This is a genomic window from Shigella sp. SIG3 (assembly GCF_053555855.1).
The window spans coordinates 1-16817 of sequence record NZ_JBQZXE010000082.1 but is presented as its reverse complement, the minus strand read 5'-3'; the positions used below and the strand labels follow the sequence as shown (position 1 = coordinate 16817).

At 53.0% G+C, this 16817-nt stretch carries 13 protein-coding genes; 4 read left to right on the top strand and 9 right to left on the bottom strand.

Going from position 1 to position 16817, the window contains the following annotated elements; translation table 11 throughout:
- From ACUU1I_RS14350 to ACUU1I_RS14340, 3 genes are all read left to right on the top strand, one after another.
- Positions 1 to 81: hypothetical protein (locus ACUU1I_RS14350; protein WP_261653251.1), on the top strand; the 81-nt coding region annotated here is incomplete at its 5' end.
- A gap of 47 nt (positions 82 to 128) precedes the next feature.
- Entirely contained in the window at positions 129 to 1169 is a 1041-nt protein-coding gene (gene gatD / locus ACUU1I_RS14345) for a galactitol-1-phosphate 5-dehydrogenase (RefSeq protein WP_000844249.1), read from the top strand.
- A gap of 105 nt (positions 1170 to 1274) precedes the next feature.
- Entirely contained in the window at positions 1275 to 2048 is a 774-nt protein-coding gene (locus ACUU1I_RS14340) for a DeoR/GlpR family DNA-binding transcription regulator (RefSeq protein WP_005105579.1), read from the top strand.
- Positions 2049 to 2129: 81 nt separating this feature from the next.
- Here the strand turns inward: ACUU1I_RS14340 and yegS are convergent, their stop codons facing one another.
- Complete coding sequence (yegS, locus tag ACUU1I_RS14335) at positions 2130 to 3029, bottom strand: lipid kinase YegS (RefSeq protein ID WP_000807346.1); 900 nt, start codon at positions 3027 to 3029, stop codon at positions 2130 to 2132.
- Between the two features lie 405 nt (positions 3030 to 3434).
- Here yegS and yegR point away from each other — a divergent pair, with 405 nt between their 5' ends.
- Complete coding sequence (gene yegR, locus ACUU1I_RS14330; protein WP_001295425.1) at positions 3435 to 3752, top strand: protein YegR; 318 nt, start codon at positions 3435 to 3437, stop codon at positions 3750 to 3752.
- A 341-nt stretch (positions 3753 to 4093) separates the two neighbouring features.
- Here yegR and trhP read toward each other — a convergent pair whose 3' ends face one another.
- The 8 genes from trhP to ACUU1I_RS14290 all read right to left on the bottom strand — a co-directional run.
- Positions 4094 to 5455 carry a prephenate-dependent tRNA uridine(34) hydroxylase TrhP gene (trhP, locus tag ACUU1I_RS14325; protein ID WP_005049106.1) on the bottom strand — a complete coding sequence of 454 codons (1362 nt, stop codon included), beginning with the start codon at positions 5453 to 5455 and terminating at the stop codon, positions 4094 to 4096.
- A 146-nt stretch (positions 5456 to 5601) separates the two neighbouring features.
- Complete coding sequence (locus ACUU1I_RS14320) at positions 5602 to 5934, bottom strand: YegP family protein (protein ID WP_000929408.1); 333 nt, start codon at positions 5932 to 5934, stop codon at positions 5602 to 5604.
- A 190-nt stretch (positions 5935 to 6124) separates the two neighbouring features.
- Positions 6125 to 6847 (bottom strand): envelope stress response regulator BaeR, encoded by a 723-nt coding sequence (gene baeR, locus ACUU1I_RS14315; RefSeq protein ID WP_000137862.1) that lies wholly within the window; start codon positions 6845 to 6847, stop codon positions 6125 to 6127.
- Positions 6844 to 8247 carry an envelope stress sensor histidine kinase BaeS gene (gene baeS, locus ACUU1I_RS14310; protein WP_000675135.1) on the bottom strand — a complete coding sequence of 468 codons (1404 nt, stop codon included), beginning with the start codon at positions 8245 to 8247 and terminating at the stop codon, positions 6844 to 6846. Before baeS ends, baeR begins: the two co-directional genes overlap by 4 nt.
- A complete protein-coding gene (gene mdtD, locus ACUU1I_RS14305) occupies positions 8244 to 9659 on the bottom strand; it encodes a multidrug transporter subunit MdtD (protein WP_447388958.1) in 1416 nt (471 codons plus the stop codon). The genes baeS and mdtD overlap by 4 nt, the downstream gene beginning before the upstream one ends.
- Entirely contained in the window at positions 9660 to 12725 is a 3066-nt protein-coding gene (gene mdtC, locus ACUU1I_RS14300; protein WP_000667530.1) for a multidrug efflux RND transporter permease subunit MdtC, read from the bottom strand. It abuts the gene before it with no gap.
- Positions 12726 to 15875 carry a multidrug efflux RND transporter permease subunit MdtB gene (gene mdtB, locus ACUU1I_RS14295; RefSeq protein WP_001197919.1) on the bottom strand — a complete coding sequence of 1050 codons (3150 nt, stop codon included), beginning with the start codon at positions 15873 to 15875 and terminating at the stop codon, positions 12726 to 12728.
- Positions 15875 to 16817, bottom strand: a 943-nt coding sequence (locus tag ACUU1I_RS14290; RefSeq protein WP_449144848.1) for an MdtA/MuxA family multidrug efflux RND transporter periplasmic adaptor subunit, incomplete at its 5' end; no start/stop codon positions are given. The genes mdtB and ACUU1I_RS14290, both read right to left, overlap by 1 nt.

Below are 16817 nucleotides of genomic sequence, written 5' to 3'. Positions count from 1 at the left end.
ATTTATCTGACCGGTATTTTCATGACCTGGCGTAGAGCGCGTGGTTTTACTAAACAAGAGAAAGCCGTTCTCGCAGAATAATTTTTACCTGAGGGGGGGGTTATCCCCCTTAACAATCAGGAGTTTTTATGAAATCAGTAGTGAATGATACTGATGGTATCGTGCGCGTTGCAAAAAGCGTCATTCCTGAAATTAAACATCAGGATGAGGTGCGGGTAAAAATTGCCAGCTCGGGCTTATGTGGTTCCGATTTACCCAGGATATTTAAAAATGGTGCACATTATTATCCAATAACGTTAGGCCATGAATTTAGCGGCTATATTGATGCGGTGGGATCCGGTGTTGATGATTTACACCCTGGCGATGCGGTTGCCTGTGTGCCGTTATTACCCTGTTTTACTTGTCCAGAGTGTTTGAAAGGGTTTTATTCCCAGTGCGCAAAATATGATTTTATTGGCTCGCGGCGTGATGGTGGATTTGCTGAATATATTGTCGTTAAGCGAAAAAATGTCTTTGCTCTACCCACGGATATGCCTATTGAGGATGGGGCTTTTATTGAGCCGATTACCGTTGGCCTGCATGCTTTTCATTTAGCGCAAGGTTGTGAGAATAAAAACGTTATTATTATTGGTGCCGGAACCATTGGCCTGCTGGCTATTCAGTGCGCTGTCGCGCTGGGAGCAAAGAGTGTGACGGCGATCGACATTAGCTCAGAAAAACTGGCACTGGCAAAATCTTTCGGTGCGATGCAAACATTTAACAGTAGCGAAATGAGCGCGCCGCAAATGCAGAGCGTTTTACGCGAACTGCGCTTTAATCAGCTTATCCTCGAGACGGCTGGCGTACCGCAAACTGTCGAACTGGCGGTAGAGATTGCCGGTCCTCATGCCCAACTGGCGCTGGTGGGCACGTTGCATCAGGATCTGCATTTAACATCGGCAACGTTTGGCAAAATATTGCGTAAAGAGCTGACGGTTATCGGCAGTTGGATGAACTATTCCAGCCCTTGGCCGGGGCAGGAGTGGGAAACGGCGAGCCGGTTGCTGACAGAACGTAAGTTAAGCCTGGATCCATTAATCGCTCACCGTGGAAGCTTTGAAAGCTTCACCCAGGCGGTGCGTGACATCGCTCGTAATGCCATGCCGGGCAAAGTGTTGCTCATTCCATGAAACCGCGGGCCAGCGTGATGCTGGCCCGGTATTGTGCAAAACAGATCATTCACCAATGGTCCCCCTTCGTTTACACTAGCCACAATTGAATATGGGTAAATGACGATGAATTCATTCGAGCGAAGGAATAAGATCATCCAATTAGTGAATGAACAGGGAACCGTGCTTGTTCAGGATCTGGCGGGAGTATTTGCTGCCTCGGAAGCGACAATCCGTGCCGATTTGCGCTTTCTCGAACAAAAAGGCGTGGTTACGCGCTTTCATGGCGGTGCGGCGAAAATAATGTCCGGTAATAGTGAAACCGAGACCCAGGAAGTCGGGTTTAAAGAGCGATTTCAGCTCGCCAGCGCGCCAAAAAACAGAATAGCGCAGGCGGCAGTCAAAATGATCCATGAAGGGATGACCGTTATTCTCGACAGCGGAAGTACCACAATGCTTATCGCCGAAGGATTAATGACCGCTAAAAATATCACGGTGATTACCAACAGTCTCCCGGCAGCGTTTGCCCTTTCCGAAAATAAAGACATTACTCTGGTCGTCTGTGGTGGCACGGTCCGCCATAAAACGCGCTCGATGCATGGTTCCATTGCCGAGCGTTCATTGCAGGATATTAATGCCGATTTAATGTTTGTCGGTGCTGATGGTATTGATGCGGTTAATGGTATTACGACCTTTAATGAAGGTTATTCGATTAGCGGGGCGATGGTCACCGCCGCAAATAAAGTGATTGCCGTTCTCGATTCATCGAAATTTAATCGTCGCGGTTTTAATCAGGTACTGCCAATCGAAAAAATTGACATTATTGTTACCGATGATGCTGTGTCAGAGGTGGATAAATTGGCATTGCAGAAGACACGGGTAAAATTAATTACGGTGTAGTATTGTTCTGTATGCCGGATAAGGTGTTTACACCGCATCCGGCATTACGGATTCTCCCTGGTTCAAGAGAGAATAGTTTGATTAACGCAATAATGGACAATCTGGTGGTAATCGACAACGCAACGCCGCCGGAAGTATTTCAATATGGAAGTTTTGCCCACTCAACGGTTCGCCATCAAGATTAAAAGTGATTTCGTGTGGGGCTTGTATATCAAACCACGACGAAGCGCCTTCGATAATATTCGGGTTATCTTCGTCAGATTTTAAGGTTGATACGAGAGCCGGAAGAATTTCATCGCCGGTAAAAATGCGCAGTTGCAGCAAGCCATCGTTAATTAACGCGTTCGGGCACAATTGTTGACCGCCACCGGCCTGACGCCCGTTACCAATACCAATGACCAGGGCGTCACCTTGCCAGTGAAAGTTTTCACCGCGGATTTCACAACGGTCCGGTTGCAGAGTATCCATGCGCATTAAGCCATGAATGATGTAAGAGACGCCACCCAGCGCGGCTTTTAATTTTTCCGGCGTTTCTGTGGTAATACGCGTCCCAAATCCGCCTGTCGCCATATTAATAAAACAGGTTTGTTTGTTGACCTGCGCCATATCTATCGCAATGGCATTACCGGCAATTGCCAGTTTCAGCGCCTTATCCAGTGCCTCAGGAATCCCTACACTGGTGGCAAAATCATTGGCGGTTCCTAATGGCAAAATTCCCAGCGCGGGTATGTCATCCCCCTCACACTGAATCAACGCCGTAGAAACTTCATTAATGGTGCCATCGCCACCACCGGCAATCACCGTTGCGACGCCCAACTTCCGGGCCTCCTCTACAAATCGTGCGGCATCACCTTTCTCCCAGGTGACCCGCACATGGATCGTCATTCCTTCCTCACGCAACAGCATAATTGCTTCGCGCAAGGGTAGATTGTCAGTACTTTTGCCATTAAGAATCAGTAAGCTGGCGGGAAATTCTGCCATGATCGTATGTGCCTTTATGATTGGTCTGTAGATAGTGTAGAGCAGAAAACAAAAGGTGGAGTCAGAACAGGATGAAAGTCGGAGGATAAAAAGTCAGTTCAAGTATGGAGGATTCAGTGGTTACCACCAGGAGCTTGCAATGGGGACAGCGAATACTAACGGCTGCCACCTATAAATTTCAAAAAAGAGCATATACCTAATATTCAACTAAACAGTGGCATCTTCAATATAATATATTAAAGCCCCCATGGAGTTACCCTGAAGGGCCTCAATGTCCGTAATTCCTACTTATGTAGGAAATGTTGTACAGAACATTTATTATAATCCTATTCAATTATAATAATCATGCCATTATTATATTTAAACACTAGAGAGTGTCGTTGGTATTTAATGGGGGAAGGTGAGATGAAAAAGATAGCTGCTATATCATTAATTAGTATTTTTCTTATATCTGGTTGTGCTGTGCATAATGATGAAACAAGTATCGGTAAATTTGGTCTTGCATATAAAAGTAATATTCAGCGTAAACTCGATAACCAATACTACACCGAAGCCGAAGCTTCTTTAGCCAGGGGCAGAATATCTGGTGCAGAAAATATAGTAAAAAATGATGCAGCCCATTTCTGTGTTACTCAGGGCAAAAAAATGCAGATAGTTGACCTGAAGACAGAAGGTGCAGGATTACATGGCGTCGCTCGTCTGACATTCAAATGTGGAGAGTGAGAATATTTTTTGGTAAGCGTCAAACATGCGCGTTCTGGCTGTGCGTAGCCGGAACCTGGGCGAGCACGATACCGTTACGTGAAAGGCATTGTGCTATGAAGGGGGATTCTATCGATGTGGTCAATGGAAGACGGTTATCAGGGATCAATCCTTCTTTACAGCTTATGTACAAAAAATAAGCCCGTGTAAGGGAGATTACACAGGCTAAGGAGGTGGTTCCTGGTACAGCTAGCATTTTATGGATTATGTTTTTCAGCGAAACGGATGATAACCTTAATAAATGCAGCTGTATGTGATCGGTTTCTAAGAATTTTCCATCCGGGAAAAATAATCGAAATTAATCACTTACCGTGGGGGTTACGCGTGGTTTCCCCGGAGAAATTACGCATTAGCAGCGCGTAATTTAGCTCAAGATCCTGCGGGACCGGGAGCCACACAGTATAACCATCGCCTGGTGCGACCGGCATAGCTTCGCCTTTGGCGTTTTCCATGTGCTCAAGGGTAAAGTTAATGTTGCCTTGCGGCGTCATCAGCTCAAGACTGTCGCCAACGGAGAATTTATTTTTCACCGCTACCGCTGCGAGGTCCCCCTTGCGCTCACCGGTAAACTCACCAACAAACTGCTGGCGGTCAGAAACTGAATAACCGTATTCGTAGTTCTGATAATCGTCGTGAGTATGACGACGCAGGAAACCTTCGGTATAGCCACGATGCGCCAGACCTTCCAGAGTTTCCAGCAGGCTGGTATCGAACGGTTTTCCCGCAGCGGCGTCATCGATAGCTTTGCGGTAAACCTGTGCGGTGCGTGCGCAATAGTAGAAAGATTTGGTACGACCTTCGATTTTCAGCGAATGCACGCCCATTTTGGTCAGGCGTTCTACATGGGCGATGGCGCGCAGATCTTTCGAGTTCATGATGTAAGTGCCGTGCTCATCTTCAAACGCGGTCATATACTCGCCCGGACGCTGGGCTTCTTCGATCATAAACACTTTGTCGGTTGGCGCGCCGATACCCAGCGTCGGCTCAACATTTTGCACCGGAATCGGCTCGTACTTGTGTACGATGTTGCCAACGTCATCTTCTTTCCCTTCCTGGACGTTGTACTCCCAGCGGCAGGCGTTGGTGCAGGTGCCCTGGTTCGGGTCGCGCTTGTTGATATAGCCAGAGAGCAGGCAGCGACCGGAGTAGGCCATGCACAGTGCGCCGTGAACGAAGATCTCGATCTCCATATCCGGCACCTGATTATGGATCTCTTCAATCTCTTCCAGCGACAGCTCGCGAGAGAGGATCACGCGGGTCAGTCCCATTTGCTGCCAGAATTTCACCGTCGCCCAGTTCACGGCGTTAGCCTGCACCGAGAGGTGGATCGGCATTTCTGGGAAGTGCTCACGCACCAGCATAATCAGCCCTGGATCGGACATAATCAGCGCATCCGGCCCCATTTCCACCACCGGTTTCAGGTCACGGATAAAGGTTTTCAGCTTGGCGTTGTGTGGTGCAATGTTGACCACGACATAAAACTTTTTCCCCAGCGCGTGGGCTTCATTGATGCCGAGCTGAAGATTTTCGTGGTTGAATTCGTTGTTGCGCACACGTAGGGAGTAACGCGGCTGGCCCGCATAAACAGCATCTGCGCCATAAGCGAAAGCGTAACGCATATTTTTCAGCGTTCCCGCCGGGGAAAGGAGTTCCGGTTTAAACATAATTCTCTCGTTCTGATGACAGGTCAGATCCGCTTCACCTGATGAAGCGGTTAGGGGAGGCCCCCACTTTAAGGGCGGGCATTGTAGCGCTGTAGGGGGGATCTGGTAAAGCGCCGGACGCCAACAACCCACGCCCGGCATCGTAATTACGTATTGTCTTTCACCGTCTGGCTTGTGCCATTGGCTTTAACGGAGGCAATTCCGGTTTCACGAGATTGCGCGGTGGCGTACATCTGGCTGGAGCCGATAATTTGATGATTAGCGGCTTTCAGATTGAAATAGAATTTGCCGTTGCTTGCCGTTTTTTTCTCATAGCGCTCTTCTTGCGGGCTGTTGCTACGCACCGACGCGATGCCCTTTTCCGCAGAGGCTTTTGAGGTATACAGCTCGCTGGTGAGGATAGTCTCACCATTGCCCGCTTTTAGCACAAACCGGAACTGATTATCACTGCTCTTACTGAGTTCAAACCAACCAGCCATAATGACTCCTTGATTGAAATTGCTTATCGAAAACAGCATCTAAAGGTGCTGTTTACTGATTAAAGTATGAGCGATTTTCTGATGCCTGCCAGGGCGGAGAGATAATGTCAGTTTGCTGACCATGCGTGGAATAATGTTGCCGGATCGGGTCTGAACGCCATCTCCGGCTAACAAAGTAATGTCGCTAAAACTAAACGATGCGGCAGGCGTCGGCTTCCCAGCGGTAACCAACGCCGTAAACGGCGCGGATAAATGACTGTTCGGCGTCGAGAGATTCCAGCTTGCGGCGCAGATTTTTAATGTGGCTGTCAATGGTGCGGTCGGTTACTACGCGGTAGTCGTCATAAAGATGATTGAGCAATTGCTCGCGGGAGAACACTTTTCCTGGTTCGTGAGAGAGCGTTTTAAGCAGACGAAATTCCGCAGGCGTCAGGTCAAGCATTTTACCGCGCCATGAAGCCTGAAAACGACCTTCGTCGATAATCAACGGGCTTTCGGCATCCTGTTGCTGAAGTTCGCGTTGCGGTTTACAACGGCGCAAAATGGTTTTGACACGCGCTACCACTTCCCGTGGGCTGTACGGCTTGCAGATGTAGTCATCGGCGCCAATCTCCAGCCCCAGCAGGCGGTCGATCTCTTCGATTTTTGCCGTCACCATCACGATCGGAACATCGGAAAAACGACGAATTTCCCGGCATAATGTCAGGCCATCGGTGCCAGGGAGCATCAGATCCAACAGGATCAGATCCGGTGGTGTCTGGCGCACATACGCCAGTACCTGATCGCCGTGGCTGATAAGCGTCGGCGCATAGCTCGCAGCACGCAGATAATCAATGAGCAACTGCCCCAGCTTCGGTTCATCTTCCACGATCAAAATACGCGGTGTGTTTTCGTCGATTGGTAACTCGGTCATACTTCTCTCTGTAAATCCCGTTCCAGCGGTAACTCTACTGTAATGCTTACCCCGCCAAAAGGCGAATGGGCGGCAATAATGCGGCCATTATGGGCTTCAACAATGTTCAGGCAAATCGCCAGCCCCAGCCCGGAACCGCCGCTGGCGCGGTTGCGGGAACCTTCGGTGCGATAAAAACGTTCAAACAATTTTTGTAGCTGATCGTCACTGACACCTGGCGCACTGTCGGCAAAGGTCAGGCGCACCGTTTTGTCGTGCTGCTCGGCAGAGATTTTCAGGCTGCCGCCGCTGTCAGTGTAGCGCAGGCTGTTTTCCAGTAAGTTATTGAATAACTGCATTAAACGGTCGCGATCGCCAAATACGGTGATACTGTCTGGCAGGGAAAATTGCAGTTTCAGGCCACGGCTGGCGAATCGTTCGCGAAATGCGCCGCCCGCCACTTCCAGCAGTGGGATCAAATCTACCGGTGCTTTTTGATAGGCGAGAGCGCCTTCATCAGACATCGACAACTGATGAAGATCGTCAACCAGTTTGGTCAGTGTACCGACCTCCGCCTGTAAAGACGCCACCGTCTCCGGCGTGAATTTGCGCACGCCATCCTGAATGGCTTCCAGTTCACCGCGCAGCACCGCTAATGGCGTACGCAGTTCGTGAGAAATATCGGCCATAAAATCGCGCCGCATTTGCTGGTTTTTCTCCAGCGTGCTGGCGAGCTGGTTGAAGTCTTGCGCCAGTTTGCCCAGTTCATCTTCACTGGTGGGCGTTACGCGGGTAGTGAAATCGCCCGCCGCCAGTTTGTGCGTGCCATCGATAAGTCGTTTTACCGGTGCCAGCAAACCGCGCGCCAGCAGAAAGGTGGCGAGCGCCGCGAGTAACGTTGCCAGGGCGACGATCAGCCAGCTGGTTTGCCGCTGTTGTTTATCGAAATTGATATCAGTATTGCGGGTCAGCCGCTCAACAGGGGAGGCAATCACCGCGCCCACTTCCGCACCGTTGACCAGAATGGGTCGCCGTGTACCGTCAGGTGGAATCGGCGCTCGCGGACCAACCAGTACTTTGTTGTTTTGATCGACCACCCAGAACTGGGTACGCCAGCCGTGCGGCGGCATACCCGGGCCGGGTTTATCTTCCGAATTATCGTGTTCAAATGAACGCAGGATCTGAAAGACAAAGCGATCGTTGTTGCGCAGGAAGCGCCAGTTACCATGCTGCGCATACTGCTCGCCAAGCGCATCACTTAACAGCTGTAATCGCTGTTCATTGCCGTGTTTGATGTAATCAATAAAGCCACGCTCAAAACTGATACGCACCGCCCAGTGCATACTGATCAGCAAGACAATGCAGGTGGCGAAAATCGCCAGAAACAGTTTGCCGGTAATACCGGGTCGCCAGAACTTCATTGCGCGCTCCTTTTTCGCCGCGAAATAGCTACATTTTGATGCGTATCGTTCGGCACTCTGGCAAAGATGAACGCCGGAAGGGCGATGATAAACGCCATGCTAAGCCAGGTGTACATAAAGACGGTTTGTGTGGTGCCGCTGTCGACGCTGACATGCTGCGAACCAAAAAGCCCCAGCAACAGCCCGGCGATGGTGACGCCGATACTCATCGACAATTGCATAATCATCGACAGCAGGCTGTTTCCGCTGCTCGCCAGATTGTCCGGGAGATCTTTCAGCGTCAGGGTGTTCATGGAGGAGAAACGGGTCGAGTTGACCATCCCTTGTAAAAACAGGACGAACGGCAAAACGTAGTACCAGCCCAACAGAGCGGTAGTCATAAACAACAGGGTGACCAGCGACAGACCCAGCGTGGTCGCTACCAGTACCCGACGATAACCAAAGCGATTCACCACCTGTACCACAATTCGCTTCATTCCCATGCTGCCAAGCACCATCGGGATCATCATCAGTCCGGCATGAAACGGCGAGAAACCGAGGCCAATTTGCAGGAAAACCGGTGTCATAAAGGGCAACATGCCACTGCCAATACGTCCGGCAAAGCTCCCCGCCAGGCCCAGCGAAAAGGTACGAGTGCGGAACAGTTTCAGACTGAACAGGGCGCGGTTGTTATTTCTGGCGTGCAGCAGATAAAGCACCAGTGCCACCACGCCAACTGCGACCAGGCCAGCAATCGCCAGCGGCGATAAACCTGTACCTTTACTGCCGTCCAGCGCCAGGGTTAATACCGCCATGCCAACCGGCAGCAATAAAAAGCCGGAAAGATCAAAGCGCCGCGTCTGCATGGTGTAGTTCGGCATTAACATCAATGTGGCGATCGCACCGATAATCCCCACCGGAATGTTGATCAAAAAGATCCAGTGCCACGACGCGTATTCTACCAGCAGACCGCCGAGCGCCGGACCGAGCAGCGGACCGACCTGACCGGGTAACGTGACAAAGGTCATCGCCGCCATATATTGCTCGCGCGGTACGATTTTCATCACCGTCAACCTGCCGACCGGCACCATCATCGCACCGCCAACGCCCTGTAACGCGCGTGCCAGCAACAGTTCGTTCAGCGTGCCGGAAAGCGCGCAAAACAGTGAACCGAGAGTAAACAGCACGATGGCGGTAAAGAAAATATTGCGCACGCCGACTTTGTCCGCCAGCCAGCCGCTGGCGGGCAGCATCACCGCCACGGTCAGCACATAAGAGACAATGACCATGTGCATATGCAACGGACTTTCCCCGAGGCTTTGCGCCATTGAGGGAAGGGCGGTGTTTACGATGGTGGTGTCCAGCGACTGCATAAAGAAGCCGAAAGCCACAATCCATAATTGCCAGCGGGTGCTGTCGGGAAGATCTGTCATTTACTCGGTTACCGTTTGTTTAGGTTTACGCGAAAAACGCAGCCGCAGACGGTCGAAAAAGAGATACACCACCGGCGTGGTATACAGCGTCAGGAGCTGGCTCATCACCAGACCGCCGACAATGGTGATCCTCAGGGGTTGCCGCAGCTCCGAGCCGTCACCGCCCGACAATACCAGCGGCAGCGCGCCAAACAGCGCCGCCAGGGTGGTCATCATAATCGGGCGAAAACGCAGCAGACAGGCCTGGAAAATAGCTTCCTGCGGCGTCAGGTTACCGTGCCGTTGGGCTTCAAGCGCAAAATCGACCATCATAATGGCGTTTTTCTTCACGATGCCGATTAATAGCATGATCCCTATCAGGGCGATTAGGCTGAACGGGGCATTGAACAGCTCCAGCGCCAACAGCGCTCCAACGCCCGCCGAGGGCAGGGTGGAGAGAATCGTCAGCGGATGTACGTAACTCTCGTAAAGGATACCCAGCACGATATACACCGTGGCGATGGCGGCGATAATCAGGATCACCTGCGAGTTCATCGTCTCCTGGAAAACCTGCGCCGTGCCGGCAAAACTGCCGCGCACCGTCGAAGGCACACCAAGCTGGGTCATTGCGCGATCGATCGCCGCACTGGCGTCCGAGAGCGATTTTCCGGTCGGCAGGTTGAACGAGATGGTCGAGGCCGCCGATAATCCCTGATGATTCACCGATAGTGGGGCATTCGCCGGTTGCCATTTAGCGAAATACGACAGCGGGATCGCTTTGCCTTCGTTATTGATAACGAACATTTTTTCCAGCGCACTGATGTCCTGGGTATAGCGCGGATCCACTTCCATCACCACTTTATACTGGTTCATCGGCTGGTAAATGGTCGAGATTTGCCGCTGACCGAAGGCGTTATTTAACAGACTGTTGGCGGCCTGTACGTCGATTCCCAGCCGTGCCATGGTGTCGCGGTCGTAAACCAGATTCATCTCCGCGCCGTTATCCTGCTGATCGGAGTTCACGTCCGCCAGTTCCGGCAACGTCGCCAGTTTTTTGCGGATTTTCGGCTCCCATTCGCGCAGTGCCGCCAGGTCGTCGGATAACAACGTGTACTGGTAGCTGGCGTTCGACTGACGCCCACCAACGCGAATATCTTGTACCGCCATCAGGAACAGATTCGCCCCCGGTTCTTTCGCCAGCTTCACGCGCAGACGGTCGATAATTTGCTGCGCCGTTTCGCTGCGTTCGTCGCGTGGCTTGAGGGTGATAAACATCATCCCACTGTTAACTCGTGAACCGCCGGTAAAGCCGGTGACATTATCCACTGCCGGATCGTCACGGATAATTTTCATGAAATCCTGCAATTTGCCGCGCATCGCCTGAAACGAAATACTCTGATCCGCCTGTATCCCACCCATCAGTACGCCGGTGTCCTGCTCCGGGAAGAAGGTTTTCGGGATCGAGATATTCAGCGCAATGGTGCCAAGCAGCACCACGCCCACCAGACGGGTATGATTGAGCACCCATTTCAGCGACTTGCCGTAGCCTTGTTGCAGGGCTACCAACATGCGGCCAAAACCACGCAGTCGCTTTTGCTCACGCGGCTTGCTGGCTTTTAGCATCCAGCCGCACATCATTGGCGTTAGCGTCAGGGAAACCAGCAACGAAATACCAATGGCGACAGAAAGCGTCACGGCAAACTCGCGTAACAGTCGGCCCGGCAATCCGCCCATCAACAGCAGCGGCAGGAACACCGCCACCAGTGACAGACTCATCGACAGCACCGTAAAGCCGACTTCGCGAGTACCTTGCAGCGCGGCCTGTAGTGGTTTCATCCCCGCTTCCAGATGACGGGCAATGTTTTCCAGCACCACAATGGCGTCATCCACCACGAAACCAGTAGCAATGGTGAGCGCCATCAGCGAAAGATTATTGAGACTGAATCCGCACAGGTACATCGCCGCAAACGTACCAATCAGCGAAACCGGCACCGCAACGGCGGGAATAATAGTGGCGCGACCCGAGCGCAGGAATAAAAAGACCACCAGAATCACCAGCGCCACCGAGATAATCAGCGTTTGCTCGACTTCTTCCAGCGAGGCGCGAATGGTGGGGGAGCGATCCTGGGCAATTTGCAGATCAATCGCCGCCGGAATGGTCTCCTGCAACTCTGGTAATTTTGCCCGGATGCTGTCTACCGTCTGGATAATATTGGCTTCCGGCAGTTTGCGGATCATCAGTAAAATAGCCGGTTTGGCGTTGGTCATCCCGGCGTTGCGCACATCCTGCACTGAGTCAGTCACCGTCGCCACATCGCCCAGACGAACCGCGCCGCCGTTGTTGTAGTGAATAATCAGCGGCTGATATTCAGCGGCGGTTTTCAGTTCATCGTTGGTCTGGATCTGCCAGCGGTGAGTGCCATCTTCCAGCGCCCCCTGCGGTTTACGCACGTTGGCATTGCTGATGGCAGTGCGTACGTCGTCCAGCGACACGCCCTGATTAAACAGCGCCTGCGGGTTCAGCCCGACGCGCACGGCGGGCAGCGAGCTGCCACCGACATCGACATCACCGACACCGTCGATTTGCGAAATCGTCGGAGCCAGCTGCGTCGAGGCGAAATCGTACAGTTCACCCTGCGAATAAGTATCGGATGTCAGCGTGAGGATCATAATTGGCGCATCCGACGGGTTCGCTTTGCGATAGGTCGGGCGGCTGGGCATCCCGCTGGGCAGCAAACTTTGTGCAGCGTTGATCGCCGCCTGCACATCACGCGCTGCGCCGTTGATATCCCGGTCAAAATCAAACTGCAAAATAATGCGCGTGCTGCCGAGCGAACTGCTGGAGGTCATTTCACTAACCCCGGCAATGCGCCCAAGTGAGCGCTCCAGCGGCGTGGCAACGGAAGACGCCATTGTCTCCGGCGACGCACCGGGCAGCGAGGCGCTGACCATAATCACCGGAAAATCGACCTGCGGCAGCGGGGCGACCGGCAGCATACGGAAACCCAGTATGCCGCACAGGGTAATGGCGACCGACAGTAAAATCGTCGCCACCGGGCGGTAAATGAAGAGGGCAAAAAACTTCACTTACGCCTCCTCTTCATGGCGAGCAAAGCGACTTTTGGTCCACAATACCAGGCGGTCGAACAGCAGATAAATCACCGGCGTGGTGAACAGCGTCAGCACCTGGCTGACAATCAGACCGCCGACCATGCCGATACCTAACGGACGACGCAGTTCCGCGCCGACCCCGGTACTCAACATCAGCGGCAGCGCGCCAAGCAGAGCCGCCAGGGTGGTCATCAGGATCGGACGAAAACGCAACAGACAAGCCTGGTAGATTGCATCGCGCGGCGACATGCCTTGCTCGCGCTCAGCAGCCAGCGCGAAGTCGATCATCATGATGGCGTTCTTCTTCACAATACCGATCAGCAAAATAATGCCGATAATCGCAATCACATCCAGTTCGCTACCGGCAATCATTAATGCCAGCAGCGCGCCGACCCCTGCGGTGGGTAGCGTCGAGAGAATGGTGATCGGGTGAATAAAGCTCTCGTACAGAATGCCGAGCACGATATACATCGCCACCACCGCCGCGACAATCAGCCAGACAGTGCTGCCCAGCGCCGACTGGAAGGCGAGGGTGCTGCCTTGGAATTGCGTGGTGATATCCACCGGCAGATTCAGCGTCTTTTCGGTGTCCATAATCGCCTGCACCGCATCGCCCAGCGAATAGTTATCCGGCACGTTAAAGGAGATGGTTGTTACCGGGAACTGATCCAGATGGTTGATGGAAAGCGGCGCAAAACGCTGCTCAATTTTGGCAATTGAGCTTAACGGCACCACGCCACCGTCGCTGCTGGTCAGGCGAATGGTATCCAGCGCCGCGAGGCCTGGGGTATTTTCGGTATTGTGCTCCAGCACCACGCGATACTGGTTAGCCTGAGTATAAATAGTGGAAATCAGTCGCTGACCAAACGCGTTGTACAGGGCGTTATCGACGTCCGCCATGCTGATCCCCAGACGGCTGGCGCTGTCGCGATCAACATTGACATACGCCACCAGCCCTTTGTCCTGCCAGTCGCTGGAGACATCAGAAAGCTGTGGCAGTTGCTGGAGTTTTTCCATCAACTGTGGCACCCAGGTACTGAGCGCATCCAGTGACGTGGCCTGCAAGGTAAACTGGTACTGGGTGCGGCTGACCTGAGTATCGATGGTCAGGTCCTGCGTTGGTTGCAGGAAGAGATCGACGCCCGGCACTTTATCTACCGCCGTTTGCAGACGGGCGATGACTTTTTGCACCCGATCATCACGTTCATCCAACGGTTTGAGGTTGATTTGTAAACGTGCACTATTCAGCGACGGGTTAGTGCCATCAACGCCAACAAATGAGGTCAGGCTTTGCACTGCCGGATCCTGCAAAATCACGTCCGCGACCTGGCGTTGTCGCTGGGCCATATTGGCAAAGGAGCTGGATTGCGGTGCCTGCAAAGTGCCCTGAATAATGCCGTTGTCCTGTACCGGGAAGAAACCTTTCGGAATGAACACCCACAGCAGCACGCTAAGCAGCAGCGTGCTGAGTGCCACGCTAAGCAGCAGCGTGCTGAGTGCCACGCTTAAGGTCAGCCACGGATGATTCAGCACTTTCGCCAGTCCACGACCATAGGCGGCGATTATCCTGTCGAACATTTTTTCCGAGGCACGGGAGAAGCGGTTCTGTTTACGCAACGACTCCTGGCTGAGCATCCGCGCGCACATCATCGGTGTCAGGGTCAGCGACACCACCGCTGAGATCAAAATCGCTACCGCCAGGGTAATAGCAAATTCGCGGAACAGTCGCCCGACGATATCGCCCATAAACAGCAGTGGGATCAACACCGCAATCAGTGAGAAGGTCAGCGAGATAATGGTAAAGCCGATTTCACCTGCGCCCTTGAGCGCCGCCGCCAACGGTTTTTCGCCTTTTTCGATATAGCGGGAAATGTTTTCGATCACCACGATGGCGTCATCGACCACGAATCCGGTGGCGATAGTTAACGCCATCAGTGTCAGGTTATTGATTGAAAAATCGAGAAACACCATAACCGCGAAAGTGCCGATTAACGACAGCGGTACAGCAACACCGGGAATGATGGTCGCCGGAATATTGCGCAAAAACAGGTAGATAATCATGACTACCAGCGCGATAGCCATCATCAATTCAAACTGAGTATCATCGACGGATGCGCGGATATTGGTGGTGCGATCGGAAAGCACTGTCACCTTCACCGATTTCGGCAGACTCTCAGTGAGCTGTGGCAGCATCTGCCGAATGCTGTCGGCGGTGGAGATAATGTTAGCACCGGGCTGGCGCTGAACATTCATCACAATGGCCTGTTCTTTGTTCGCCCACGCGCCGAGCCAGCTGTTTTCTGCACCTTGCTCTACAGTTGCTACATCGCCCAGACGAATTGGCGCGCCGTTCTGGTAGGCGATGATTAGCTGGCGATACTCTTCGGCGGATTGCATCTGGTCGTTCGCGGAAAGCGTGACCGCACGGGAAGGGCCGTCGAGGCTACCTTTTGCCGAGTTAACGTTAGCGCCGGTAATGGCGGTGCGCACGGTTTCGCTGGTCAGGCCGAGGGCGGCAATCGCCTGAGCGTTAAGTTTGACGCGAACAGCCGGACGCTGACCGCCGGAAAGCGTCACCAGGCCGACGCCGGAAATCTGCGAGATTTTCTGCGCGACGCGGGTTTCCACCATATCTTCCACTTGCGTCATCGGCATGGCGGTTGAGGTGACGGCGAGCGTCATGATCGGCGGATCTGCCGGGTTCACTTTGCTGTAAACCGGCGGGTTAGGCAGATCGCTCGGCAACAAGTTGGTCGCAGCGTTAATCGCGGCCTGCACTTCCTGCTCGGCGACATTGAGCGGTAATGTTAGCTGGAACTGCAAAGTGATAACTGACGCACCGCCGGAACTTTGCGACGACATCTGTTTCAGGCCAGACATCTGCCCGAACTGGCGTTCGAGCGGCGCGGTAACGGCAGAGGTCATGACATCCGGGCTGGCACCTGGGTAGAGCGTGACCACCTGAATGGTCGGATAGTCCACTTCCGGCAGCGCCGAAACGGGCAGGGCGCGATAACCGATAATCCCGGCGAGTAAGATCGCCACCATCAGCAGCGTGGTGGCGACAGGACGCATAATAAACAGGCGCGACGGGCCGCCTGTGCTGCTCGGGGGTAACACCTGCATCAGGAGCGTGCTCCTTTTTTCGCGTATTCGCGGCTGGTGGCTTTCTCTTCCGGAGTGGTGGCGCTCTGGGCTTCCACCACTTCCACTTTCTGACTGTCCTGAATGCCCGGCGTCACCAGATGTTTGCTGACCTTGTTTTCGCTATTCAGCACCCAGACAAAATGGCCTTCATTGCCCATTTGCAGGGCGGCTGTTGGGATCACTACGGCGTTTTGTTCGGTGTCGACTAACATGCGCGCGTTAACAAACTGATTGGGAAACAGCGCATCATCCTGATTATTAAAGCGTGCTTTCACTTTAATCGTACCGGTTGTGGCATCGATTTGGTTATCGAGGCTTAACAGCGTGCCTTCACTTAATTTCTTCGAATTGGTGCGATCCCAGGCTTCTACCATCAGCGGTTTTCCGGCTTTTTGCGCCTGCACTACAGTAGCGATATCGCTTTCCGGCAGGGTAAAGACTAAATCGATAGGATGCGTCTGGGTGATCACCACAATTCCGGTGGTATCACCACTGGAGATTTGGTTACCAACATCAACTTGCTTGAGACCAACGCGACCATCGACTGGTGCGGTGATGCGGCTCCAGTCGAGTTGCAACTGCGCGCTGGCGACGCTTGCTTCATCAGCCTTAATGGTGCCTTCGGTTTCACTGACCAGCGCCTGTTGGGCATCCAGCTCCTGACGGGAGACGAGATTGGTTTTTGCCAGTTGCTGATAACGCGCCAGATCACGGCGGGCGTTAGCAAGCGTGGCTTTATCTTTTGCCAGTTGGCCCTGGGTTTGTGCTAATGCAACTTTGAACTGGCTGGGGTCAATTTCTGCCAGTAAATCGCCTGCTTTGACCTGCTGGCCTTCCTGGAAATGTAACGCCATCAGTTGACCGTCCACGCGGCTGCGCACCGTAACAGTATTAGCGGCGGTAATGGTGCCAAGCCCGGTG